Here is a 22979-nt window from a genome sequence, read left to right on the forward strand (position 1 = left end):
CGCCGGGCCGGTGCCCGGCTCACGCGCGCCCGTGCTCCCGGCGGACGGCCGGCCGCGCCTCCCGGCCCTGGCGCCTGGGCGCCAGCTGACGGCGCAGCACGCGCTCGTAGGCGTCGAAGATGCCGCGCCACGTGAACGCCTCGGCGTGGCGGCGACGGGACGCCTCGCCCATGACCTCGAGGCGGCGCGGCCCGGCCCGCACCAGGCCGAGGATGCCCCGCCGCAGCTCGGTCTCGTCGCCGAAGTAGAGCGCCTGCGGCCCCGCCACCCAGCGGTTGAACGGGTTGTCGTGGGCGAGGATCGGCGAGCCCGCCCCCAGCGCCTCGACCAGCGACGGGTTGGTCCCGCCCACGGTGTGGCCGTGGATGTGGAACCGGGCGTGGAAGCGGAGCGCGGCCACGCGCTCGGCCTCGTAGATCGCGCCGGCGAAGATCACGTCCGGCCCGCCCGCCGCGCGGACGGCGCGGTGGTACGGGTCGGACTCCGCGAGCTTGCCCAGCACGAGCAGCGGCAGGCCCGGCCGGACCTCGCTCCAGGCCCGGACGATCTGGAGCACGAGGTTCTCGGGCACCACCCGGGCGATCAGCAGGCCGTAATCCCGCGGGCGCAGGCCGAACGTCGCCAGCGGCTCGGTCGAGGCCTCCAGCACCGGGTCGGCGCCGTACGCGATGGTGGTGATCCGGGCGGCCGAGGTCCGGCGGGCGAGGTGCCGGGCGATCTCGGGGTGGTCCGCCACGAGGTGGGTCGAGAACAGGCTGCCGAGCCGCTCGTTCAGCCAGAACCAGGCCTTGGCGGGCTTCGACCAGCGGTCGCGCTTCCACTCGATGCCGTCCATGTTCATCACGCTGCGCTTGGCGGTCAGCCGGTAGAGCAGCGAGAACACCGCGGTGTTGTAGCCGAGCACGAGGGGCAGGGCCGGCCGGAAGGCCGCCCGCAGGGTGCATTTCAGGTCGAACACGATCGTCGAGACGGCGCCGTCGCCCCGGACCGCGACCGGGATCAGCAGGATCCCGCGCCAGACCATCGGCGGCGCCGGCTCGCGCACTTGGCAATAGACCTCGACCCGCCAGCCGCGCGCCACGAGCTCCAGCGCGAGGCGCTCCGCCAGCGTCTCGAACCCCCCGTGCGCCGCCGGCACCCCGCGGGTGCCGAGGATCGCCACCGTCGGGCGCCCGCCCGATCCCCCGGATTTCATATGCGCCGTCGGCGCAGCACGTTCAGAGGAGCCTGAGGCATGGTCACGGTCGAACAGCGTCTGTTCCGGGAGATGGGGGCCGGGGGCTATTCCCGGCACGACCACCGGATGGAGTACATCGTGCGCGTCAACGCGCTGCTCCGCTCCGACATGCGGGTCATGGAGTTCGGCGCGGGGCGCGGCAAGTGGAGCGATGACCCGGTCCCACTGCGGCGGCACCTCGGCGACTTCCGGGGGCGCTGCGCCCAGGTCGTCGCCTGCGACGTCGACGAGGCGGTCCTCGGCAACCGGTCGGCCGACGAGGTCCGGCTGATCGGTCACGACGGGGTGCTGCCATTTCCGGACGGGAGCTTCGACCTGATCTCGGCCTTCTCGGTCCTCGAGCATATCGAGCACCCCGAGGTCACCGCGGCGGAACTCGGCCGGGTGCTCGCGCCGGGCGGCTGGCTCTGCGCCTGGACGCCGAATCGCTGGGGCTATGTCGGGATCGGGGCGCGGCTCGTGCCCAAGCGGCTGCACGCCCGGGTGCTGCGCCTCGTCGAGCCGCGGCGGGTCGAGATCGACTCGTTCGTTCCGCTCTACACGATGAACACGGAGGCGGCGCGGAAGCGGCTTTTCCCAACTGACCGGTTCGAGCACTTCACCTACAGTTTCGACGGGCAGCCGTTCTATCATGGCGAGAACATCGTCCTGGGCAAGTTCTGGGAGCTGCTGTTCCGGCTCACGCCGGGTCCCTTCAAGGGCTACCACATGGTGTTCATCCGCAAACGGCCGTGACGGTTCATCGCGGTCGGAGACGAAGACTGCGCAGGTGCCCGGAGAACCTGCGCATGTCCTCGGCCTTGCGGGCGAGGTCCGGCTGCCGGCGCAGCCGGGCCGCGAGACCGTAGGCCACGGCCCGCAGGGTGAAGCCGAGCCGGAGCGGGCCGGAGAAGAAGGCGGGCGACGACAGGAGCCGCCCGGCATTGCGCAGGCTGTAGATCGCCGCCAGGCCGTCGAGCCAGCGGGCCGAGCGGGCGCTTCCCGAGCCGCCCTGGAGATGGGTGACGGCGATGTCCGGGCGGTAGGCGACGCGCAGGCCGGCATCGCGCAGGCGGCAGCCCCAGTCCACGTCCTCGCCGTAGAGGAACATCGGGCTCTCCAGGCCGCCGATCGCGGCGATCGCCGAGCGGCGCAGGAGCAGGCAGGCCCCGCAGATCCAGTCGACGTCGAGGGCCCGCGCCCCCCTGGCCTGGCGGCTCGCGAGGTAGAGGCCGCGCAGCCCGAGGCGGCCCGACAGGCCGGCGGCGTGCACCAGGATCGAGAGCGGGCGCGGCTCGTAGCCGGCGTCACCGACTTGATGCGTCCCGTCCGGGAAGGTCAGGCGCGGGCCGACCGCCCCGACATCCGGATGCGCGTCGAGATGGTCCAGGAGGCCCGAGAGCGCGTCCGGGTCGTGCAGGAACGCGTCGGGGTTGAGGAGCAGGATCGCGGTACCGCGCGCGTGCTCCAGCGCGCGCGCGTTGCCGCCCGCGAAGCCGTGATTGGTCGGCTCGGCGATGACCCGCACCCAGGGAAAGGCCCGCGCGACGCGCTCCGGCGTCCCGTCGGTGGAGGCGTTGTCGACGAGGATCACCTCGTAGGGGCGTCTCACCCGGCTCGCCGCCAGCAGGTCCAGGCAGGTCTCGATGTCCCGGCCGGCATTGTAGGTGACGATCAGGACGCTGAGGCTGACGGCGCTCACGGACGGTCTCCGTACGCTGCGAGGGAGGGGCGACGCCCGGACTGCGAGGGCATCCGCTCCGGTCGGGCGCGCGCCGCGCCGATCGGGCCCGTCGACGCGACCGCCTGGGACGCCGCGACGGCCCTGCGCCGCTGCGCCGCCCGCACCCCGGCGATCAGCCCGAGGCCGGTGTAGAGCAGCTCGGCGATGCCGAGATTCAGGCGGAAGCCCGGATCGACCAGCCCGTGCAGCAGGTGCGCGATCAGGCCGACGGCGCAGGCGGCCGCGATCGCCGCGAGCGGATCGCCCACCGGGGCGCGGCGGGCGGCGCGGAAGCCCCGGGCGATGCCGATGCCGAAGACCAGCGCGAAGGCCGCGTAGCCGACGACCCCGACCTCGGTGAGGATCAGGATGTGCAGGTTGTGCACCACGTGGTTCGACCGGTCGAACAATCCGGCGAGCCGGGACAGGCCGGTCCTGTCGAGGACCGCGAACTGGTTGCCGAAGTTGTTCAGGCCGACGCCGAAGATCGGGAACTGCTCGAACAGGGCGAGGGCCGCGGCGTTCAGCGGGCCGCGCTGGGCGGCCGAGCCGCCGTCGTCGGCGGTGAGCCGCTCCCAGATCAGCGGGCCGGCGTAGAGCGCCGCGACGGCGCCGACGACCGCCAGCAGGCCGAAGACGATCAGGCTCGTCCGGGAGAACACGCGGTCGCGGTAGACCAGCAGGATCAGGAGGGCGGCCGAGACCGGGAAGGTCAGCCAGGACGCGCGCGAAAGGGTCAGGACCACGCCGACCAGGGCCGAGGCGGCGCCCGCCGCCCCCGCGAGGCGCAGGAGCAGCGGGCCGCGCGACAGGGCCAGCGCCAGGGCGAGCGGCCAGACGAACTCGTAATAGTAGCCGAGGATGTTCGGGTGGACCTTCAGTCCGCCGGCGCGGCGCTGGGCCGAGAAGTTGATGTTCTCCTCGACGATCTGTTCCTCGCCCAGCACCGACAGGCCGAGTTCCGAGCCCGAAACGTATTGCAGGCCCGCCACCGCGGTCTGGACGAGACAGAGGGCGCAGATCGCCAGCGCGAGGGTCCGGATGTCGGATTCGGACAGGTTCGAGACCGCGACCGAGACCAGGAGGAGGCCGGCGAAGCGCCACGTGTCGAACCAGAGATAGGCCGGGTCGGTGGCGTTGGAGAGCGAGAGCAGCCCCGCAATCAGGAAGCCGAGCTGCGTCAGCACGAGGGGCCGGTCGAGCCGCAGGCCCGGGGCGTCCTCCCCGAGTCCGGTGAGCTTGGCGACGATCAGCGCCACGGCCACCAGCAGGGCGACGCTCACCGTCAGGCCGGCGCCGCCGCCGATGCTCGGCAGGTACTGCCCGACGGCCTCGAAATGCTGGAGGAAGCTGACGTCGAGCTTGACCGTCAGCCCGACCGCGAGGGAGACGAGCAGGAGCGGCGTGAGGCGATAGAGCCGCCCGACGATCAGGGCGCCGACCGCGCCGAAGGCCGCCGCGAGGCCGACGACGGCGAATTTGAGCGGCGCCGCGCTCAGGGCGATCGCCCCGGCCGCGGCCGCGAAGCCGATCCCGGCGAGCGGCAGGACCCGCAGCGCGCGGACGGGCGCCGCGCTCATCCGAGCCACCGGTAGAGCCATCGCGGGATAGGCCGCCGCGTGCGGTTCAGGACGACGCCGAGCGGCGCCCCGCCGGCGGCCTTGAGGTCGGCCAGGGCGCGCTGCGCCACGGCCCGACGGGTGCGCTCGGCGCCGATCACCACGATGAAGCCGTCCACGAAGGGGGAGAGCGCGGCGGCGTCGCCGATCTCGGTGATCGGCTCGCAATCCACGATCGCGAGCTCGAAGCGGTCGTCGACGAGCGCCAGGAAATCCTCCACGCGGCCGTCGTCCAGGGTCGCCTGTCGGATGGCCGACGGGCTGCCCGCGGGCACGACGCTGAGGTTGTCGGCGACCGGGTGGACGCCGCGGCTCGGGGCGACCGTGCCGGCGACGATGTCGGCGAAGCCCGGCTGGCCGGTCAGGCCGTAGGACTCCGCCAGCGACGGGCGGGACCAGTTCGCCTCGATCAGCACGGCGCTGCGGCCCCGCCGGGCGTAGGCGCCGGCGAGTTCACGCGCGAGGGTGCTGACGCCCTCGCCGGGCTGGACCGCGGTGAGGCCGACCCGGCGCACGCGCGCCTCGTGCCGGGTGAGCTGGACGAGGGCCGGCTCCAGGATCGCCGGATCGATCTTCGGCGCGATGGCGGCGGCGATCATGCGGCGACTCCCGTCTGCAGCGGCACCGCGGCCAGCACCGGCACCCGCAGCGAGCGGGCGACCTCCGACGCGCTGCGGTAGGTCTGGGCCAGGATCTCCGCGAGGGCGACGTAGGCCAGGGCGGCGAGCAGGCCGAGACCGGCCGCGAGCCCGAGGATCAGCGGCCGGTTCGGGCCGGAGGGCAGCCGCGGCGGCACGGCGCGCGCCACGAGGGCCGAGGAGGTGACGGCCTGCGCGTCGAGACCCGTGCCGGTCTTCAGAGCGTCGATCCGCTTCTGGGTCTCGGTGATCTCGTCGGTGAGCAGGCCCTTCTGCTGGGTCAGCCGGCCGTAGGCCAGGGCGGCGTCGCTCTGGCCGATGGCCGCCCGGCGGCGACTCTGCTCGATCCCCGTGATGCTCTGGATCTTCTCGGCGAGGATGGCGAGCTTCGCCGTGTCGGCGGCGAGGAGCGCCTGATACTTCTGTCGGGCCAGGGCCGCGAGGTCCCGATCGAGGCTCACGAACTCGGGGGCGGTCGGCCGGAACCGCACCGCCAGCTCGGCGCGCTTCGTCCGCAGGTCCGCCCAGCGCTGGTCGAAGGCCGTGACCGTCGGGTCCGCGTCGGGCGGCGTCGGCTGCCAGCGGTCGGGTCCGGCCTCGCGAGTGCGCTTGAGCCGGGTCTCGACCACCTCGCGCTCGATCTGCGCCGCCGATTTCTGCTTGGCGAGGTCAGCGAGGGTGCCGAGGTCGTTCTGCTGCTCGATCTCGAAGCTCGCGGTGTTGTTGCCCTTGAGGTAGGTCGAGAGCTGCGCGTCGATGGCGGCGAGGTCGGCCCGGGCGCGCTCCAGCTTGCTCTGGTAGAACGAGGCGGGAGTCTCGTCGGCGTAGACCTCCACGTGGCGGCGCTTGTAGGCGTCGAGCAGCCGGTTCAGCGCCTGGGCGGCGAAGTGCGGGTCCGTCCAGGTGAACCCCGTGAGGATCACGTCCGTCTCCTTCACGAAGACGACCTTGAACGCCGCGAGGTACGCCTCGTAGAGCTTCTCGTCCGGGGTCAGGTGGCGCAGCAGGCCCACCGCCTCGAACGGGATCCGCACCGTATCGACGATCCAGGTCTTGACCGCCTTCGCGCTCCGCACGGCCTGACGGCCCTGGTAGATCAGCCAGTCGGTCCAGTCCGCCGGGGGCGGCCCGAGGTCGCCGGCCGGGGTGATCGCCTTCAGCGTCGCGAACTCGTCGCGCACGATGCTAGGATCGCGCAGGATCTCGATCTCGTTGTTCACGTTCTGCGCGCGCTCCGAGAACATGTAGTTCTGGTTCGCGCCGCCCTGGAGCGGGGCGCCCGCCTTCTCGCGGCCGAGACGGATGATCAGCTTGGCGTCGGCCGTGTACTCGGCCGGCGTCAGCAGGAGGTAGATCCCGGCGCCGAGGATCGCCGCGACGAGGATCAGCAGCGCCGGCCGGATGTGCCGGAACAGGGCCGCGAGGGCGTCGCGGAGGTCGAAGGCCGGGCCCTCGACCGCATCGGCGGCGGTCAGGTCGCTCTGCCTCACGTGCCGGACCTCACGGTGGCGCTGGTGGAGCTGCTGGCGGACGGACCGGTGATGTAGTTCACGCCGAAGCCGGTCCCGTTGAAGAGCAAGATCTGGCGCACCACGAGGTCCACCGCGCGGGCGGTCTTGGCCAGGAGCGAGGGCGGCACGTAGACGGTGGCGTTGGGCGGCACCACGATCGAGTCCGCCAAGCCCGGCTGGCCGATGTCGACGATGCGCACGCTGCCGGCCGCCTCGGCATCGAAGCGGATGATCCGCACGGCCTCGCCGGCCGCGGTCGGCAGGACGCCGCCGGCCGAGCCCAGGACCTGCGCCAGCGTCCGCGGCCCCTGCAGGGTGACGGGACCCGGGGCGCGGACCTCGCCGAACACCATGGTGTTGGCCGGGACGAGGCTCGCGAGCCGGACGCTGGTCGTCACCGAGGCCAGCTGGTGCTTGTAGGCGGCGTTCAGGCTGCCCATGACCTCGTGGACGGTCCGGCCCGCCGCCTGCACCGGGGGCACCATCGGCAGGTTGATCTTGCCGTCCGGCTCGATCGCCAGGACCTTCACGCGGCCCATGTCGGCCCGCTGGGTGAGGTCGCGGAAATCGTCGGTGACGGTGCGGAACCGGCGCAGCATCAGGGTGACGACCGGATCGATCAGCACGTCGTCGTAGGTGCTCTTGATCAGCGCGGCGGCCGCCTCCGGCGACAGGCCCGCGACCTTGATGCCGTTCTTGCCCGGCAGCGAGATCCGGCCGTCCGGCCGGACGATCACCGTACGGTTGTATTCCGGGTGCGTGCGGAAATCGACGTCGAACTCGTCGTTCGGGTTCAGGCGGTAGGTCGGCTGAACGACGCTGGAATCGATCAGGAACGAGACTTCCAGGTTGTCGCCGACGTTGAGCCGGTAGTTCGCCAGCCCGAGGCGCATGGTCCGCCCGACCTCCTCCTGGGCGGCCGCGACCAGCGCGGCCGGGAGGCCCTCGGTGACCGAGCCGGTCTGAGCCACGTCGAGGCCGGAGCGCGCCGCGCTCTGCGGGCGCCCGGAACTGCAGCCGGCGAGCAGCGGCGCGCAGGCGACGAGCGCGAGCGCGACCGCCGCGGCACCGGATGGCCGGCCTGGCCGCCGTCGCGCGACACCGAGGAACGCAGACAGGGTAAACGCCATCGACCTTCAGCCGCATCCTGCTCGAGTGCGCTCGTCCCATCACAACTCGTGATCGAACCGCGCACCGCGATACAATCGCCAAGCTTGGTTAACGAGGCTTGAACCCGGCTCTCGGCAACTCTATCAGAAGTTGTGTATGGCAATCCGTGGCAAAGTGCTGAGCCTCGCCCGCCGCGTAGAGGGGGGCGGGTTCCGGCGCAGGCCGAACGCGTGTGCGCGGCCGGGGCGCCGTCGTTCCCACCGTCGGCGGGTCGACGCGCGGATCCCGCCGCGGCGGTGCCGTCTCCCGACAAGTCCCGCGCACGCTCCCGCCGATCTAAACCTGTAATTAAAGGGATGCTTGCCCGGATTTAAGAACGTGATCTATAGTTCGACGGTATGGAGCCGTACCGAGCGAGGACGAGAGTTCGGCGAGCCGGCGCGGGGCGCCAGTATCCGGCGCGGCGGAGGCGCGTCACATGTCGGGCGTGAGGCCGGATCTCTTCGCCCGCCTGCGCGACGACCTGGAGTCCGGCTTCCGGGAGGACCTCGAGGAGGCCGTGATCGATCCCGCGCGCTGGCCTGACTTGGCCGAGCGCGTCGTGCGGGCGTCCGGCAGCGAGGGCGCCCTGCTGCTGCGCTCCGACCGGACCGGCCTCGAATCGCTCTGCACCGCCTCTCTCGCCGACGCCTCGCGCCGCTACTTCGACGAGGGCTGGCACCGCGACGACCATCGCCTCCGCGGTATCCCGCTCATGCGGACGCGCGGGATCGCGGTCGATCAGGACTTCACCACGCCGGAGGAGATCGCGCGCCTGCCCTTCTACCAGGACCTGCTGGCCTCCCGCGGCCTGCGCTGGTTCGCCGGGATCGGCTTCTCCGTGAAGGGACGCCTGTGGTGCCTCTCCCTGCAGCGGACCGTGGAGCAGGGACCGTACGAGCTGCACGAGCAGCGGCGCCTCGCGACCCTGTCGCCGCTCCTGCAGCGCGCGGGCCTGCTGACGTCGATGGTCGAGCGGGCCCGGCTCGCGGGGCTGACGCAGGCCTTCGAGCTGATCGACCGCGCCGCCCTGATCCTCGACGCCGAGGGGCGGGCGCTTCGCTGGAACGACGCGTTCGGCGCCCTCCTGGGGCGTGACCTGAAGCTCGCGGGCGGCCGCCTCACCGCGGAAGATCCGGACGCCGCGCGGCAGCTCGAAGCCCTGGCGCGGCCCTCCGGCCGCCCGCCGATCTCGGCGGTCGTCGCGGCGCGACGGGACGGGCCGCCGCTCGTGATCCACGTCGTGCCGCTGGTCGGGCCGAGCCGCGGCCTGTTCGCCGGGGCGAGCACGCTGCTCCTCGGGAGCGTGCCCGGGGCCCCGGCCGCGCCCGCGACCGCGATCCTCCAGGCGGCCTATCGGCTGACCCCGGCGGAGGCGCGCCTCGCCCAGGCGCTGTCGAGCGGGATCTCGCTGGCCGAAGCCGCTTCGCGATTCGCGATCACCGCGGCGACCGCGCGCTCGCAGCTGAAGGCGATCTTCGCCAAGACCGGAGCGACGCGCCAGTCGGATCTCGTGCGGCTCGTGGCCGGGCTCGCGCGCTGACGGGTCACGGTTCCGAGAGGCGCGCGGCTCTGTCGCGTCGGCGCCGGAACGGGTGGGGCCGGCCGCCGGTTGCCGCAGGAACGACAGGAGATGTCTCGATGACGAATCGGATCGCACTCGTTTCCGCCCTGGCCGTCGCGGGCCTGCTGGCCGGCGCGCCCGCCCAGGCGAAGGGCTGCCTCAAGGGCGCCGTGGTCGGCGGAGTCGCCGGGCACATGGCCGGACACGGCAAGATGGGCGCGGCCGCGGGCTGCGCGATCGGTCACCACAACGCCAACAAGAAGGCCAAGCAGGGCTGACCGTCCCGACACCGTCTACTTTGACGGCGATCGGATCGGCCAAAGGGTGATGACCAAGTCATCGCCGCTTCTCCGAAGCCGGATTCCCAGCGGAATCCGGCTTCGCTGCGTTCTGGGCCATGGCGCCAGCGAGGTCGGGTCGCGGGGCGCCTGACATCCTCACGCAGATGGCGAGACCGACGGCGCGGCGCCCCGCCGACCCGGAGCGCCCGCGCGCCTACGTCCCCCATCGCCCTCGCTCTCCCGCACAGCGTCGCGCTCGGCCCCCCGCCCGCAAGCCCCACGCAAGCCGGCCGTTGACCTCACTTTCGAGCTATTCTAATTAAGAACTGTGGAGGGCGCGCTGCCGCGGCGGTCCCCTCCCTCCGAGACACCCGATGGAGAGACCCGATGGCCGGTTCCGCGAACGCCGCTTGCGAAAGCTGCCGCTTCTTCGACGATCACAAGCTCAACGGTGCCCAGGCGAAGGGTGACGAGGGCCTCTGCCGCTTCAATCCGCCGGTCAGCCAGCCGGCCCCCGAGTCGAAGGGCCTCTGGCCGGTCGTGGCCTCGAAGGACTGGTGCGGCCACTTCACGGCCGAGATGTCCGCCGCCGAGTAAGTCATCGCAGCCTCGAGCCTCGGCGGGATCTGCGCCGAGGCGCCGGTCCCGCCGAGGCTCCGCCGCCGTCCGCGGGATCGAGCCGCGCCCGGCTCATGCGGGACGGATTGCCGGAGCCGCGCCGCCTCGCGTAACCTGCGGCCGTGACAGACGTGATACGCCCGGCCGCGGAGGCCGACCTTCCCGCCATCGCGGCGATCTACGGCGACGCCGTCGCCTCCAGCACGGCCAGCTTCGAGACGGAGCCGCCGACGCTGGCCGAGATGACGCGCCGCTTCGAGGTGCTGCGCGCGGGCGGCTTTCCCTACCTCGTGGCCGAACGGGACGGCGCGGTCGCGGGCTACGCCTATGCCGGCCCCTATCACCAGCGCGCCGCCTATCGCTCGACCCTCGAGGATTCGATCTACGTCGCCCGGACGGCCCGCGGCGGTGGAGTCGGCCGGCGCCTGCTCGCCGCCCTGATCGCGGCGAGCGAGCAGATCGACTGCCGGACCCTGGTCGCCATCATCGCCGAGAGCGGCTCACCCGCCTCGATCGCGCTGCACGCGAGCCTCGGCTTCACGCCCGTCGGCACGCTCGCGGGAGTCGGCCACAAGCACGGGCGCTGGCTCGACGTGACGCTCATGCAGCGCAGCCTCGGACCCGGCCGCAGCCTTCCGCCGACCCGGATCTGACCGTCCAACGCGCACCGATCCCAGTATCGCCGGGTCGATTCCCGTCCAGAGCCCCGGCTGAGTTGTCATGATGCGGACAACTTCGCGCGGGAGAGGGCGGGCATGACGCGCACGCCGTCCGGTTCTCGGCGCAAGCGCGATGACGCGGAGGGAGCGATCCTTCCTGCGCGGAAGCGGCACACGCGAGGACGGGCGGTCAAGGCTCCATCATGACTCGCGAGGGATGGGAGTTCGGGTATGCGGTTTACATCGATCGGTCGCCGGGTTGCGCCGCTCGCGATCCTGGCGCTCTCGGCGCTGGCGGGCACGGCCCAGGCCAAGACGCCGACCGATCCCAGCGGCACCTATCTCACCGAGGACGGCCGCGCGCGCGTGCGCCTCGAGAAGTGCGGGACCGCGGGGGACCGGCTGTGCGGATACGTGGTCTGGCTGAAGGTCCCGCTGAACGACAAGGGCGAGCCGCGGATCGACTTCAAGAACCCTGATCCCAAGAAGCAGGCCCGGCCGTCCCTCGGACACCAGCTGATCCTGGGCCTGAAGCCGAATGCCGACGCCCATTACGAGGGCAAGATCTACAATTCCGAGGACGGCAAGTCCTACGACGTCACCATCTGGACCGAGACGGCCGGCGAGCTGACGGTGCGCGGCTGCCTGATCGCGTTCCTGTGCAAGTCGCAGACCTGGACCAAGGTGACCGATCTCGCGCCGGGCCAGCTCCCCGGCCCGACCAACGGTGCGAACGGTCCGCGCAGCGATCCCGAATACGCTACCGCCGCCCCGAAGCCGACCGCCAAGGCCGGCGCGAAGCCGGCTCAGAAGCCGGCCGCCGAGGCGCCCAAGGAGGAGTGACCGGCGCGGACCCGCGCGTGGCCGGCCCTCAGTCGGCCAGGGCCGCGTAGGTCAGGACGCGCAGCTCGCGCCGGATCGGCAGGGCCGAGGACGGGACGAGCTGCGTCATGAGCACCACCGACAGGTCCTCGGACGGGTCGATCCAGAACGCCGTCGAGGCGAGGCCGCCCCAGGCGACCTCGCCGGGCGTGCCGAGGATCTGGGCCCGGGCGGGGTCGAGCATCACCGAGAAGCCCAGGCCGAAGCCGATGCCGGTGTAGGAGGTCTCGGCGAAGCGCGGCGTGCCCATCGCGGCCAGGTCGCCCGGCAGGTGGTTCGCCAGCATCAGGTCGACCGTCTTGCGGCCCAGCAGGCGCGCGCCGTCGAGGGTGCCCCGGTTGAGGATCATCCGGCAGAAGCGCTGATAGTCCGCCGCCGTCGAGACGAGGCCGCCGCCGCCTGACGCGATGGCGGGCGGGCGCGCGAAGGCCGTGTCCACGGAATCGTCGAACAGGCGCAGCTGCCGCGCGCGGTCGTACGCGTAGGTGGCGCAGAAGCGCGGCATCAGCTCGGGTCGCACGTGGAAGTCGGTATCGACCATGCCGAGGGGCCCGATCACCGCCTCGCGGAGATGGTCGGCGAACGGGCGGCCGGTCAGCGCGGCCACGTACTGGCCGAGCACGTCGGTGGCGACGCTGTAGTTCCAGGCGCTGCCCGGCTGGGCGAGGAGCGGCAGCTTCGCGACCCGCGCGGTCATCTCGGCGAGGGTGCCCTCGCGCGCCAGGAAGTCGACGCCGTGCTCGCGGTACTGCGCGTCGACCAGGGTCGCCTCCATGAAGCCATAGGTCAGCCCGGCCGTGTGGGTCAGCAAGTCCCGCACGGTGATCGCCCGGCGGGCCGGCTCGGTCTCGAGCTTCGCCCGGTTGCCGCCCACGGCGACGCGCATCTCGGCGAACTCGGGCAGGACCCGGGAGATCGGATCGTCGAGCTGGAACAGGCCCTGCTCGTAGAGCTGCATCACCGCCACCGAGGTTAGCGGCTTGGTCATCGAGTAGATCCGGGTGACCGTGTCGAGGGTGAACGGCGTTGCCCGGGCGAGGTCGGCCTGCCCGCAGGCGCGCGCGAAGGCGATGCGCCCGCGCCGCGCCACGGTGACCGACAGTCCGGCCAGCCGGCCGTCGCCGACGAGGCGGTCCATCCACGGCACGATCCGGGCGAGCCCCTCCGGGCTGAACCCGGCGCCGGTCGGATCGGTCTCGGTCAGCGCGGTCATGCGGTCTCCTCGTGGTGGCTTTCCGCGAACGTAGAAGGGGCGGGAGACGAAATCACCAGCCCATCGTTCCGGGCCCGCCCTTGAACGGGCCGACGATGCCGGGCGTGATCCAGCCGCCGTAGAAGTTTCCCGGTTGCGGCGTCACCGGGTCCGCCCCGACGAAGCAGGCGTCCATCGGGCCGGCGTAGAACGCGACGTAGCCGGCGATCGCGCGGAAATCCGGGGTCGGATCCGGGTAGGCCCAGGCCGCCCCGGGCACGAGACGGTCGCCGCCGTGCACGTCGAACAGGACCGCCTGGCCCTTCCACTCGCAGATCCCGCCGCGCCGCCGGTTCACGAGCGTCCCGTCCGCGATGTCGGCGGGCGGCAGGTAGTAGGTCGGCGGGTGCGAGGTCTCGAGCACCCGGAACCCGGAGCCCGTCTCGGCGATGACGCGGCCGCCGAGCACGACCCGCAGCCGGTCCGGGACGGATTCGAGCCGGGGCGGCCGCGGATAGTCCCAGACGCTCTCCTCGCCGGGTCTGACCGAATCGGGAACGGGCCGGAAGGGCGATCCGCGCATGGAGAACCTCGTGCTGTGCCGGTGCGGATACAGATAGGGCAGTGCGGCCGGCGTTTGTCGTCCGGCGCGCCCGTGCTAGCCCGTCGCCGACACTCGAGCCCGGGATCGCCCGCGATGGACATCGCCCTCTTCCTCGACTTCGACGGCACGCTCGCCGAGATCGCGCCGCGTCCGGACGCCGTGCGGGTAGAGCCCGGCCTCGTGGAGGATCTGGAGCGGCTCCGGGCGCGACTCGGCGGCGCCCTCGCCATCGTCACCGGCCGGCCGGTCACGGTGATCGACGGCTTCCTGGCGCCGTCCCGGTTGGATGCGGCCGGTCTCCACGGCGTCGAGCGCCGAGTCGCCGGCGCGCTCACGGGCGGCCGCGCGGAGGACCATCCGGATCTGCTCCGGCAGGTCGCGCGCCTGCAGGCCGAGACCGCCGCGCTCGCGCAGGTCCTGATCGAGGACAAGGGTGCCTCGGTGGCGGTCCACTGGCGGCTCGCGAACCCGGACGATGCCCTGCGGGCCGAGACGCTGGTGAAGGGCGCGGCGGAGGCGCTCGGCGCCGAGTACCGCCTGCAACTCGGCAAGGCGGTCGGCGAGATCGTCCCCGCGCAGGCCACCAAGGCCCACGCGATCCGCGCCTTCATGGCGCAGGCGCCCTACGCCGGACGGGTCCCCGTCTTCTTCGGTGACGACCGCACCGACGAGATCGCCTTCGCGTCGATCAACGAGGACGGCGGCGTCGCGGTGCGCGTCGGTGACGGCGAGACCGTCGCCCGGCGGCGCCTGCCCGACCCCGCCGCCGTCCGTGCCCTGCTCAGCAACTGGGCTGCCGGTGGCGCGATCGACCCGGACGCGCTGCCGCCGGCCTGACGCGCCGCGCTATCGAGGGGAGGTCGCGATGTCGGGGCGTTCCGTCACGGGCTGGCCGCGCCTGCTGCTGCGGCTGGAGGGGGGCTGCATCCTGGTCGCCGCCCTACTCGCCTATGGTTGGCTCGGGCCGCCGTGGTGGCTCTTCGCGGCGCTGCTCTTCGTCCCCGACCTGAGCATGCTGGGCTACGCGGCCGGTCCCGTGGTCGGCGCGGTGCTCTACAACGCGGCCCACACGCTCGCGCTGCCGCTCGTCGGCCTGTCCCTGGCGATCGCTTCGGGCCGCCCCGAGGCCGTCGGGCCGGTCCTCATCTGGCTGGCCCATATCGGCCTCGACCGCGCCCTCGGTTACGGTCTCAAATACGGCAGCGGCTTCGGAGATACCCATCTCGGCGTGATCGGCCGGGCGCGTGACAAGACGATCGCGCAATCCTGAGCGGCGGATGCCGCCGATTGGGACTTGCCCGCGCGGTGTCGCGCGGCCGATGAATCGCCGGAGCCGTGCTGGACGCGAGTCCCGTCGCGGCGGGCCAGAGAGCAGGGGCAAGTTGCGATGTTCGAGTTTCCGGTTCTGGTCGGCGACATCGGCGGGACGAACGCGCGGTTCGGTCTGATCGAGACGTCCGGCGACCAGCCCCGCCTCCTCGCGCACGAGGCGACCGCCGACCATCCCGATCCGTCGAGCGCCATCAAGGCGTCGCTCGCCAAGGGTGGCGGCCCGGCACCGCGCTCGGCGATCCTGGCGATCGCCGGCCGGGTCGACGGGCCGGAGATCCAGCTGACGAACGCGCACTGGAAGATCGCGGGCCAGCGCATCGCCGAGGATTTCGGGCTCTCCTCGGCGACGGTGGTCAACGACTACGTGCCGGTGGCGGCCGGCGCCGCCGATATCGAGCCCCACGACCTCACGCCGGTCGGCCCCTGTCCCCCCGTGCCCGGCGGCGCCCGCGTGGTGCTGGGCCCCGGGACCGGGTTCGGCGCGGCCGCGCTGGTCCCCTATGCGGCGCATCTCGCCATCGTCTCCACCGAGGTCGGCCACACCGATATCGGCCCGGCCGACGCCTTCGAGGAGAAGGTCTGGCACGCGCTGGAGCGGGTCGAGGACCGGATCACCGTGGAGACGGTGCTGTCGGGGCCGGGCCTGTCGCGGCTCCACGCGGCCGTCGCCCATGTCCGGACCGGGCAGCCGCACGAGAAGATCGAGCCGGCCGCGGTCACCGAGGCCGGTCTGAACGCCACCGATCCGCACGCCGCGGAGACGCTCGCGCTGTTCGGCCGGGTGCTCGGACGCGTCTGCGGCGACCTCGCTCTGACCTTCCTGGCGACGAGCGGGGTCTATATCGGCGGGGGCATCGCGCCCCGGATCCTCAAGGTGCTGGAGGAGAGCGGCTTCCGCGACGCCTTCGAGAAGAAGGCGCCCTTCGCCGCCATGATGCGCCAGATCCCGACCAGCGTGATCACCGTCCACGACCCCGCTTTCCGGGGCCTGGCGGCCCTGGCGAACGAGGGCGCCAAGTTCGTCTACCACGGGCAGGTGTGGCGGAAGGGAGCGTGAGCGCCCGCGGCGGCGTCGGCCGGGCGCGGAGCGAGGCCGGACGGCTCCGCTCCGCGCGCGTCCCGCTGTCGCGCCGGGCCCGCCCTCAGGCCGCCGCCAGCGGCTTCGAGACCTCCTCCAGGGACTTGCCCTCCGCGGCGGTGCCCCAGATGCCTCCGACGATGGCCGCGATGAGCATCAGCACCGCGCCGAGGCCGTAGCCGAACAGCACCCAGTCGCGCGAGCCGGTCTCGACCAGCGTGCCGAACAGGAGCGGGCCCGAGACGCCGCCGATGCCGGTGCCGACCGCGTAGAAGGCCGCGATGGCGAGCGCCCGGATCTCCAGCGGGAACGTCTCGGAGACCGTGAGATAGGCCGAGCTCGCCGCCGCCGAGGCGAAGAAGAACACCACCATCCAGGCCGCGGTCTGGCCGACCGGCCCGAGGATGTCGAGGCGGAACAGCAGGCCGACGCCGGCGAGGAGCAGCGCCGAGATGCCGTACGTGAAGGCGATCATCTTGCGCCGACCGATCGTGTCGAACAGCCGCCCGAGGAGCAGCGGGCCGAGGAACGAGCCGAGCGCGAAGGGCAGCAGGTACCAGCCGACATGGTTGCCGGGCACCTGATAGAAGCGCTCCAGCACCAGCGCGTAGGTGAAGAACAGCGCGTTGTAGAAGAAGGCCTGCGCGATCATCAGCGCGAGGCCGACCATGGTCTCCTTGCGGCTCGTCACGAACAGCGCCTTGAACACCTCGGAGAGCGGGGTGTGGTCGCGGGTGCGGACCTTCATGCGCTTGCTCTCGTCCACCGGCGGCAGGGTCACGCCCTCGTCGGTGAAGCGCTTCTCGATGCCCGTGACGACGCGGTCGGCCTCCGCGGCGTAGCCGTGGGTCGCGAGCCAGCGCGGGCTCTCGGGGATCCAGGTGCGCAGCAGCAGGATCACGAGGCCGATGGCGCCGCCGGTGAAGAAGGCGACGCGCCAGCCCCAGGCCGGGTCGATCACCTCGGGCTTCAGGAGCACGATCGACATGAACGAGCCGAGCGCCGCGCCGATCCAGAACGAGCCGTTGATGACGAGGTTGGTCCAGCCGCGGACCCGGGCCGGGACCAGCTCCTGGATGGTCGAGTTGATCGCCGTGTACTCGCCGCCGATCCCCGCGCCCGTGAGGAAGCGGAAGAAGCAGAAGCTCCAGATGTTCCAAGACAGGCCGGTGGCCGCCGTGGCGACGAGGTAGAGGGCGAGCGTGATGAAGAACAGCTTCTTCCGGCCGATCCGGTCGGTGAGCCAGCCGAAGCCGATCGCGCCGGTCACGGCGCCCACGAGATAGCAGGAGGCGGCGAGCCCGACGTCGAACTCCGAGAACGACATCGGCGGCTGGCGCAGCGCGCCCACCAGGGAGCCGGCGAGCGTCACCTCGAGGCCGTCCAGCACCCAGGTGATGCCGAGCGCCACGATCACGAGGACGTGGAAGCGGCCCCAGGGCAGCCGGTCCAGGCGCGCGGAGATGTCGGTGTCGATCACGCGGCCGATCTCCGCGCGCTCCGGCGTCCCGGATCCCCCCTCGACCTTGCTCGCCATGTCCGCGTGTCCTCCCGATTCACCTGTTTAACCGTGCCTGGACAGCGGGCATTTACCGCGACTGTAGGCAGGTGTTGGGAACGGGTTGGAAATCGATTCGGTTCGATTTCGTCTTCACGTGCGCGGCGCAGAACAGGGAGGTCCACGCGGTGCCCCTCCCATGCCTTCCAGTCCCGCCCGTCCCCGCCGATCCTGGCCCCGCTACGCCCTGTTGGCCGCGATGACGCTCGGCGGGCTCGCGACCGCCCCCACCGAGGGCGCGGACCGGCACCTCGAACGGCCCAAGCCCCGCGTCGCGATCCAGGCGGCCGAGCGCTGGCGCCTGCGGCCGACCGAGCCCGTCGTGGCGGCGACGACCGGCAGCATCCGCAAGCGGGCGGAGACCGCGATCCCCGAGGATCGGCGCAACGTCCGCCTCGTCTACCCGGCGCTGATCGAGGCGCGCTGACCGAGCCGGCGCCCGACCCATCTCGACGATCCGGATCCCGTCAGGCACAGCGCCTGCTTCGCCCGCGCGTGGACGGGCGAAGCGGTACGGTGCGGAGGATGCTGATGGCGGAGGCGATCGCCCTGGTCGGGTGCAAGGGGCCGGATCAGGAGGCGGAGTACCTGCGGATCCTCTCGGCGGCCATGCCCGAGGAGCGCCTGATCCCGTTCCGGTCGATGGACGACGCGGCCCGGGCGGCCGCGCGGGTCGCCGTCGTGGCCAACCCCGATCCGGCCGAGGTCGCGGCGCTGCCGGGGCTCGTCTGGGTGCAGAGCCTCTGGGCCGGGGTCGAGAAGCTCGTCGGCGCCTTCGACCGGCCGCTGCCGATCGTCCGCCTCGTCGACCGCGAGATGGCCCGCACCATGGCCGAGGCCGTGCTGGCCTGGACCTACTATCTCCAGCGCGACATGCCGGCCTACGCCCGCCAGCAGAGGGACCGGGTCTGGCGCCCGCACGCCTACCGCAAGCCGTCCGACACCACGGTCGGCCTGCTCGGCCTCGGGGCGCTCGGGACCGCGGCGGCGGAGCGGCTCACCGGAGCCGGCTTCCGCGTCGTCGGCTGGAGCCGCAGCCCCAAGGCGGTGCCGGACCTTGAGACGTTCCACGGCGCCGACGGCCTCCCGGCGATGCTCGGCCGGTGCGACATCCTCGTCTGCCTCGTGCCGCTGACGCCGGAGACGCGGGGCCTCGTGAACGCCGAGCGCCTCGCCGCCCTGAAGCCCGGCGCCGCGCTGATCAACTTCGCCCGCGGACCGATCATCGTCACCGAGGACCTGATCGCCGCCCTGGACAAGGGCCACCTCGCCCACGCCGTGCTCGACGTCTTCGCGGTCGAGCCCCTGCCGGCGGAGTCGCCGCTGTGGTCGCATCCCGGCGTGACGGTGCTGCCGCACGTCTCGGGGCCGACCGACATGGATTCGGCGGCCGCCACGGTGGCGGCCAACCTGCGGGCCTATCGGCGGACCGGCCAGGTGCCGGACGGCGTCGACGCGGCGCGCGGATACTAGGGCGCGCGCCTCACAGCTTCGGGAATGTCGCCGCGAGGTGGTCGATCAGAACCCGCACGGCCGGCGGCAGCCCGCGCCGGGTCGTGAAGACGATGTGCACGATCCCGGGCTGACCCTGCCAGTCCGGGTAGACGGGCACGAGCCGGCCGGCCGCGACGGCATCGGTGCAGGCGTGGTCGGGCAGGAACGCGACCCCGAGGCCGTCGGCCGCCGCGTCGCACAGCGCGGCGAAGTCGCCGCAGGTCAGGCGCGGCTCGTGGCGCAGGGTGAAGATCGTGCCGTCCCGGTGCTCCAGCCGCCACTCCGCCTCGCCGGGATCGTCGCGGGTGCCGAGGGTCGGGACCGCCCCGAGCGCGGCGATGTCGGGGCCGAGGCCGCGCGCGATCCGCGGTGCGGCGACCAGGATCCACCGCGAGGTTCCGAGCGTGCGCATGGTCAGCGATGCGTCGCTCGTCAGGTCCCGTCGGACCCGCAGCGCCACGTCGATCCGCTCCTCGATCAGGTCGACGGGCCGGTCGGTCACGACCAGCTGCAGCCGCACCTTCGGGTATCGGACGAGGAAGCCGCGGACGCGCGCCGCGACGATGTCGGTGAGGCCCGTCGGACAGCTCATGCGGATCCGCCCGTGCGGCTCGATCTGCGCCTCCGCGACGAGCGCCTCGGCACGCTCCGCCTCGAGCATCATCGCCCGGCAGCGCTCGTAGAAGCCCTGGCCGACCTCGGTCACGCGGAAGCGCCGGCTCGACCGCTCGATCAGGCGGGCGCCCAGGCGCGCCTCCAGGGCCGCGATGCGGCGGCTCAGCTTCGACTTCGGCTGGTGCAGCGCCCGGCCGGCCGCGGCGAAGCCGCCGTGCGCGACGACCTCGGCGAAGTAGACGTAGTCGTTGAGATCGGCGCGGACCATCGTTCCTCCTGTGGAACGCTGAGTGCCACAATCGCCGACTACCCGCACCATCGTTCCGGCGGCATCTCTTTAAACAGCGGCGCGCACGGCGCCGAACAGCGGAGAACGACGATGACCGGCAGGTTTCAGGACAAGGTGGTGGTGGTGACCGGCGGCACCAGCGGCATCGGCCTCGCGACCGCTCAGGCCTTCGTGGCCGAGGGGGCCTCGGTGTTCATCACCGGTCGCCGCCAGGAGGCGCTCGACGCGGCGGTGAAGCGGATCGGCGGCCGGATCACGGGCGTGCGCGGCGACATGGCGAACCTCGCCGACATCGACCGCCTGTACGACGCGGTCCAGCAGAAGCACGCGCAGATCGACGTGGTCTTCGCCAATGCCGGCGGCGGCAGCTTCGCGCCGCTCGGCGCGATCACCGAGGCGCATTATCAGAGCATCTTCGACACCAACGTGAAGGGCGTGCTCTTCACCGTGCAGAAGGCGCTGCCGCTCCTGCGGGACGGGGCCGCGATCGTGCTCACCGGATCGACCACCGGCAGTTCGGGCACGCCGGCCTTCAGCGTCTACTCGGCCACCAAGGCGGCCGTGCGCAACTTCGCCCGGAACTGGATCCTCGACCTGAAGGACCGGCGCATCCGGGTGAACACGATCAGCCCGGGCGTGACCGAGACCGCTGGCCTCGACGAGCTCTTCGGCGGCGGCGATCAGGCGGCGGCCACCAAGGATGTCCTCGCCGGCCAGATCCCGGCCGGCCGCGTCGGCCGGCCCGAGGAGATCGCCCAGGCGGTGCTGTTCCTCGCCTCGGACGCGGCGAGCTTCGTCAACGGCGTCGAGCTGTTCGCCGACGGCGGGCAGGTCCAGATCTGAGGGTTCGGGGCGGCCGGGACGCGACACCCGGTCCCGGCCGCCCCCGTGAACCCTGGCAATGGCCGGCGGTTAAAGGCCCGGCCCTCCGGTCCCGCTTCCTCGCGGGCGGGCGCCGGGAAGGACAAACGGTTTCCATGGGCTGGCCGCGCCGCATCCTGATCACCGCCGGACTCGTGACCGTCGCGGCCGGCGTCGCCCTGGGCGTCGGCCGCTTCAGCTACGCGCCGATGCCCGACCGGGCGGACCTGCTCAACCCGGACCGCTACCCGATCGAGACCGCCTTCGACATCCTCGGACGCCGCGTCTCGCGCGCGGAGGCCGACCGGCTCAGCGGCACCGAGGCCGGACGGAAGGCGCTCTCGCCGAAGAGCGGTGCGGTCGCGATCGATCCCGCCATGGTCGAGCGCGGCCGGCAGGCCTTCTATCAGGAGACGTTCGGCAACGAGGTCTTCCTCACCGACGTCATGGGCATGCTCGACGGCGGCCTGACTCCCACGCAGGTCGCCCTGGCGGTGGCCAAGCTCGGTGGCCAGGGCACCACCGATCTCAAAGTTGCCATGGCCAGGGACGTGCGCGTCGGCGACCGCGTCTACCGGGCGGGCGAGCTGGTCCCGACCGGGCTCGACGTGCCGAAGGGCGGCGCCTTCATCATCGGGATCAAGACCTTCTACGACCGCGGCCACCTGCGCATGGGGATCACCTGCGCCCTGTGCCACGCGGCGGTCGATCCCGGCACCGGCAGGGTCGTGGAGGGCGCGCCCAACACCGACCTCAATGCCGGCCTGCTGATGGCGCTCGCGAAGAACTCCTCGGCCTACTTCATGCACGCCAGCGTGCCGGAGGCCGATGCCAAGCCCCCCGCCGATCCGCAGCATACCGGCTCGACCGGCACGGGGCCGGCGCTCCCGGACGCCGCTTCCGTCGAGGCGGCCACGAAGGTGCAGGTGGCGAGCTGGCCGCCGGGCAGCTTCGACTCGTCCGCCGACCGGGTCACCAACCCGACCTCGATCCCGTCGAGCTTCTCGGCCCACGGCGAGCCCTACAGCTGGAGCGGGCGCGAGGCGATCGGGCCCTTCGCGGGCCTGTCCTCGCTAAACAACAACGTCCACGCGGCCAATTCCGACACGACCCAGCTCGCCGCCGCCGCGTCCTGGCTGTTCGGCATGGATCCCGAGACGTATCTCGGGATCGTGCTGCGCGGCTCGGCCACGGAGGCGTTCCGCTACAGGCCTGACGGCGGCCGGAGCCCGTCGGAGGTGCTGCGCAGCGTCGATCCGACCCCGGCCTCGCCGGGGCTGAACAGCTACGCGGTCCTGCCGACCTATCCGGCGACCAACTACGTCACCGACAACGGCCTGTTCACGTCCGTGCCCGGGGAGCCGGTCAACCACGCCAACAACGCCATGTCGGCCTTCCAGAACCTGCTGCACCCGCCGGCCGCCGGGCAGGATCCCGACCGGGTCCGCGCGGGCCGCGCGGTGTTCGAGAAGGCCGGCTGCGGCAGCTGCCATTCCGGCCCGGCGCTCACCAACCACCGGGTCGTCCCGGAGGCCGAGATCGGCACTGAGCCGACCCGGGCGCGGGCGGGCGCCAAGATGGAGGCGCGCCTGTCGGCGCCGGCGATGTTCGCCGCCGACACGCCGTTCCCGACCCCGGGCGACCCGGTCATCGTCCCGGTGCCGCTCGCGGGCGACGCCCTCGCCCAGGTGCAGCTCGCCTGGGGGCAGGGGGGCACGGAGGGCGGCTACAAGGTGCCGAACCTCGTGGGCCTCGCCTGGACGGCGCCGTACCTGCACGATTCCGGCGTCGCTGTCGGTTCCGAGGCGGGGTCGCAGCTCGGCGTACCGGGCACGCTGTACCGGGGTGTCGCCCCCGATCCCGCCAACAGCCTGCGCGCCCTGGTCGACCGGGATCTCCGGGCGAAGGTGATCGCCGCCAACGCCGCCTCGGACACGGCGCGGATCGCCCGCGTGACCGGCAAGGGGCACGCCTACTGGGCGGATGCCGGCTCGGGCGTCTCGCGCGAAGAGCAGACGGCGCTGATCGCGTACCTGCTCTCGGTCGATCGCCTGACGGAGCCGGCCGCGACGCCCTGACCGCGCCGCCCGCGAGCC

General features: G+C 72.4%; 23 protein-coding genes. 13 read left to right on the plus strand and 10 right to left on the minus strand.

The features are described 5' to 3' along the window. Positions 1-19: 19 nt before the first annotated feature. Positions 20-1195: a DUF1972 domain-containing protein gene (locus ACLBYB_RS08050; RefSeq protein WP_056531829.1), complete on the minus strand. Its 1176-nt coding sequence runs from the start codon at positions 1193-1195 to the stop codon at positions 20-22. A gap of 39 nt (positions 1196-1234) precedes the next feature. Here ACLBYB_RS08050 and ACLBYB_RS08055 point away from each other — a divergent pair, with 39 nt between their 5' ends. Beyond that, the gene (locus ACLBYB_RS08055) at positions 1235-1972 is read left to right on the plus strand and encodes a class I SAM-dependent methyltransferase (protein WP_020090574.1); all 738 of its coding nucleotides are present in this window, start codon (positions 1235-1237) and stop codon (positions 1970-1972) included. Positions 1973-1976: 4 nt separating this feature from the next. On the opposite strand, the gene ACLBYB_RS08060 is transcribed toward ACLBYB_RS08055, so the two are convergent. The 5 genes from ACLBYB_RS08060 to ACLBYB_RS08080 are packed head-to-tail and all read right to left on the minus strand — an operon-like array spanning position 1977 to position 7837. Next, on the minus strand, positions 1977-2918 hold the full coding sequence (locus tag ACLBYB_RS08060; RefSeq protein ID WP_132366044.1) for a glycosyltransferase family 2 protein: 942 nt from the start codon (positions 2916-2918) through the stop codon (positions 1977-1979). Then, positions 2915-4519: an O-antigen ligase family protein gene (locus ACLBYB_RS08065; RefSeq protein WP_447698443.1), complete on the minus strand. Its 1605-nt coding sequence runs from the start codon at positions 4517-4519 to the stop codon at positions 2915-2917. Before ACLBYB_RS08065 ends, ACLBYB_RS08060 begins: the two co-directional genes overlap by 4 nt. Beyond that, on the minus strand, positions 4516-5157 hold the full coding sequence (locus tag ACLBYB_RS08070) for a CpsD/CapB family tyrosine-protein kinase (protein WP_447698444.1): 642 nt from the start codon (positions 5155-5157) through the stop codon (positions 4516-4518). Before ACLBYB_RS08070 ends, ACLBYB_RS08065 begins: the two co-directional genes overlap by 4 nt. Further along, on the minus strand, positions 5154-6686 hold the full coding sequence (locus tag ACLBYB_RS08075; protein ID WP_447698445.1) for a GumC family protein: 1533 nt from the start codon (positions 6684-6686) through the stop codon (positions 5154-5156). The genes ACLBYB_RS08070 and ACLBYB_RS08075 overlap by 4 nt, the downstream gene beginning before the upstream one ends. Then, positions 6683-7837 (minus strand): polysaccharide biosynthesis/export family protein, encoded by a 1155-nt coding sequence (locus ACLBYB_RS08080; protein ID WP_447698446.1) that lies wholly within the window; start codon positions 7835-7837, stop codon positions 6683-6685. The genes ACLBYB_RS08075 and ACLBYB_RS08080 overlap by 4 nt, the downstream gene beginning before the upstream one ends. A gap of 458 nt (positions 7838-8295) precedes the next feature. Here ACLBYB_RS08080 and ACLBYB_RS08085 point away from each other — a divergent pair, with 458 nt between their 5' ends. The 5 genes from ACLBYB_RS08085 to ACLBYB_RS08105 all read left to right on the plus strand — a co-directional run bounded on the left by ACLBYB_RS08085 (position 8296) and on the right by ACLBYB_RS08105 (position 11821). Beyond that, the gene (locus tag ACLBYB_RS08085) at positions 8296-9399 is read left to right on the plus strand and encodes a helix-turn-helix transcriptional regulator (RefSeq protein WP_447698447.1); all 1104 of its coding nucleotides are present in this window, start codon (positions 8296-8298) and stop codon (positions 9397-9399) included. 98 nt (positions 9400-9497) lie between these two features. Then, positions 9498-9698 carry a hypothetical protein gene (locus ACLBYB_RS08090; protein WP_012322375.1) on the plus strand — a complete coding sequence of 67 codons (201 nt, stop codon included), beginning with the start codon at positions 9498-9500 and terminating at the stop codon, positions 9696-9698. A gap of 390 nt (positions 9699-10088) precedes the next feature. Continuing rightward, positions 10089-10298 carry a hypothetical protein gene (locus ACLBYB_RS08095; RefSeq protein WP_012322376.1) on the plus strand — a complete coding sequence of 70 codons (210 nt, stop codon included), beginning with the start codon at positions 10089-10091 and terminating at the stop codon, positions 10296-10298. Between the two features lie 143 nt (positions 10299-10441). Then, positions 10442-10972: an N-acetyltransferase family protein gene (locus tag ACLBYB_RS08100; protein WP_447698448.1), complete on the plus strand. Its 531-nt coding sequence runs from the start codon at positions 10442-10444 to the stop codon at positions 10970-10972. A gap of 237 nt (positions 10973-11209) precedes the next feature. Continuing rightward, complete coding sequence (locus tag ACLBYB_RS08105; RefSeq protein ID WP_020090565.1) at positions 11210-11821, plus strand: DUF2147 domain-containing protein; 612 nt, start codon at positions 11210-11212, stop codon at positions 11819-11821. A 28-nt stretch (positions 11822-11849) separates the two neighbouring features. Here the strand turns inward: ACLBYB_RS08105 and ACLBYB_RS08110 are convergent, their stop codons facing one another. Next, a complete protein-coding gene (locus tag ACLBYB_RS08110; RefSeq protein ID WP_447698449.1) occupies positions 11850-13073 on the minus strand; it encodes a serine hydrolase domain-containing protein in 1224 nt (407 codons plus the stop codon). A 52-nt stretch (positions 13074-13125) separates the two neighbouring features. Further along, complete coding sequence (locus tag ACLBYB_RS08115; protein ID WP_447698450.1) at positions 13126-13635, minus strand: DUF427 domain-containing protein; 510 nt, start codon at positions 13633-13635, stop codon at positions 13126-13128. 114 nt (positions 13636-13749) lie between these two features. Here ACLBYB_RS08115 and otsB point away from each other — a divergent pair, with 114 nt between their 5' ends. The 3 genes from otsB to ACLBYB_RS08130 all read left to right on the plus strand — a co-directional run bounded on the left by otsB (position 13750) and on the right by ACLBYB_RS08130 (position 16045). Next, entirely contained in the window at positions 13750-14493 is a 744-nt protein-coding gene (otsB, locus tag ACLBYB_RS08120; protein WP_447698451.1) for a trehalose-phosphatase, read from the plus strand. 28 nt (positions 14494-14521) lie between these two features. Next, a complete protein-coding gene (locus tag ACLBYB_RS08125; protein ID WP_447698452.1) occupies positions 14522-14926 on the plus strand; it encodes a DUF4260 domain-containing protein in 405 nt (134 codons plus the stop codon). 117 nt (positions 14927-15043) lie between these two features. Then, on the plus strand, positions 15044-16045 hold the full coding sequence (locus ACLBYB_RS08130; RefSeq protein ID WP_056531852.1) for a glucokinase: 1002 nt from the start codon (positions 15044-15046) through the stop codon (positions 16043-16045). A gap of 85 nt (positions 16046-16130) precedes the next feature. Here the strand turns inward: ACLBYB_RS08130 and ACLBYB_RS08135 are convergent, their stop codons facing one another. After that, a complete protein-coding gene (locus ACLBYB_RS08135; RefSeq protein ID WP_447698453.1) occupies positions 16131-17603 on the minus strand; it encodes an MFS transporter in 1473 nt (490 codons plus the stop codon). Between the two features lie 160 nt (positions 17604-17763). Here ACLBYB_RS08135 and ACLBYB_RS08140 point away from each other — a divergent pair, with 160 nt between their 5' ends. Together ACLBYB_RS08140 and ACLBYB_RS08145 are read left to right on the plus strand one after the other, a co-directional pair. Further along, positions 17764-18051, plus strand: coding sequence for a hypothetical protein (locus tag ACLBYB_RS08140; protein ID WP_244492186.1), 288 nt, complete (start codon positions 17764-17766; stop codon positions 18049-18051). A 104-nt stretch (positions 18052-18155) separates the two neighbouring features. Then, positions 18156-19097 (plus strand): 2-hydroxyacid dehydrogenase, encoded by a 942-nt coding sequence (locus ACLBYB_RS08145; protein ID WP_447698454.1) that lies wholly within the window; start codon positions 18156-18158, stop codon positions 19095-19097. A gap of 10 nt (positions 19098-19107) precedes the next feature. Here the strand turns inward: ACLBYB_RS08145 and ACLBYB_RS08150 are convergent, their stop codons facing one another. Next, complete coding sequence (locus ACLBYB_RS08150) at positions 19108-20001, minus strand: LysR substrate-binding domain-containing protein (RefSeq protein WP_447698455.1); 894 nt, start codon at positions 19999-20001, stop codon at positions 19108-19110. Between the two features lie 111 nt (positions 20002-20112). On the opposite strand from ACLBYB_RS08150, the gene ACLBYB_RS08155 reads away from it, so the two are divergent. Both ACLBYB_RS08155 and ACLBYB_RS08160 read left to right on the plus strand, forming a co-directional pair. Then, a complete protein-coding gene (locus tag ACLBYB_RS08155; RefSeq protein ID WP_427507419.1) occupies positions 20113-20865 on the plus strand; it encodes an SDR family NAD(P)-dependent oxidoreductase in 753 nt (250 codons plus the stop codon). 134 nt (positions 20866-20999) lie between these two features. Then, positions 21000-22961 (plus strand): cytochrome C oxidase Cbb3, encoded by a 1962-nt coding sequence (locus ACLBYB_RS08160; RefSeq protein WP_447698456.1) that lies wholly within the window; start codon positions 21000-21002, stop codon positions 22959-22961. Positions 22962-22979 lie beyond the last annotated feature (18 nt).

Source organism: Methylobacterium sp. D54C, assembly GCF_053345595.1.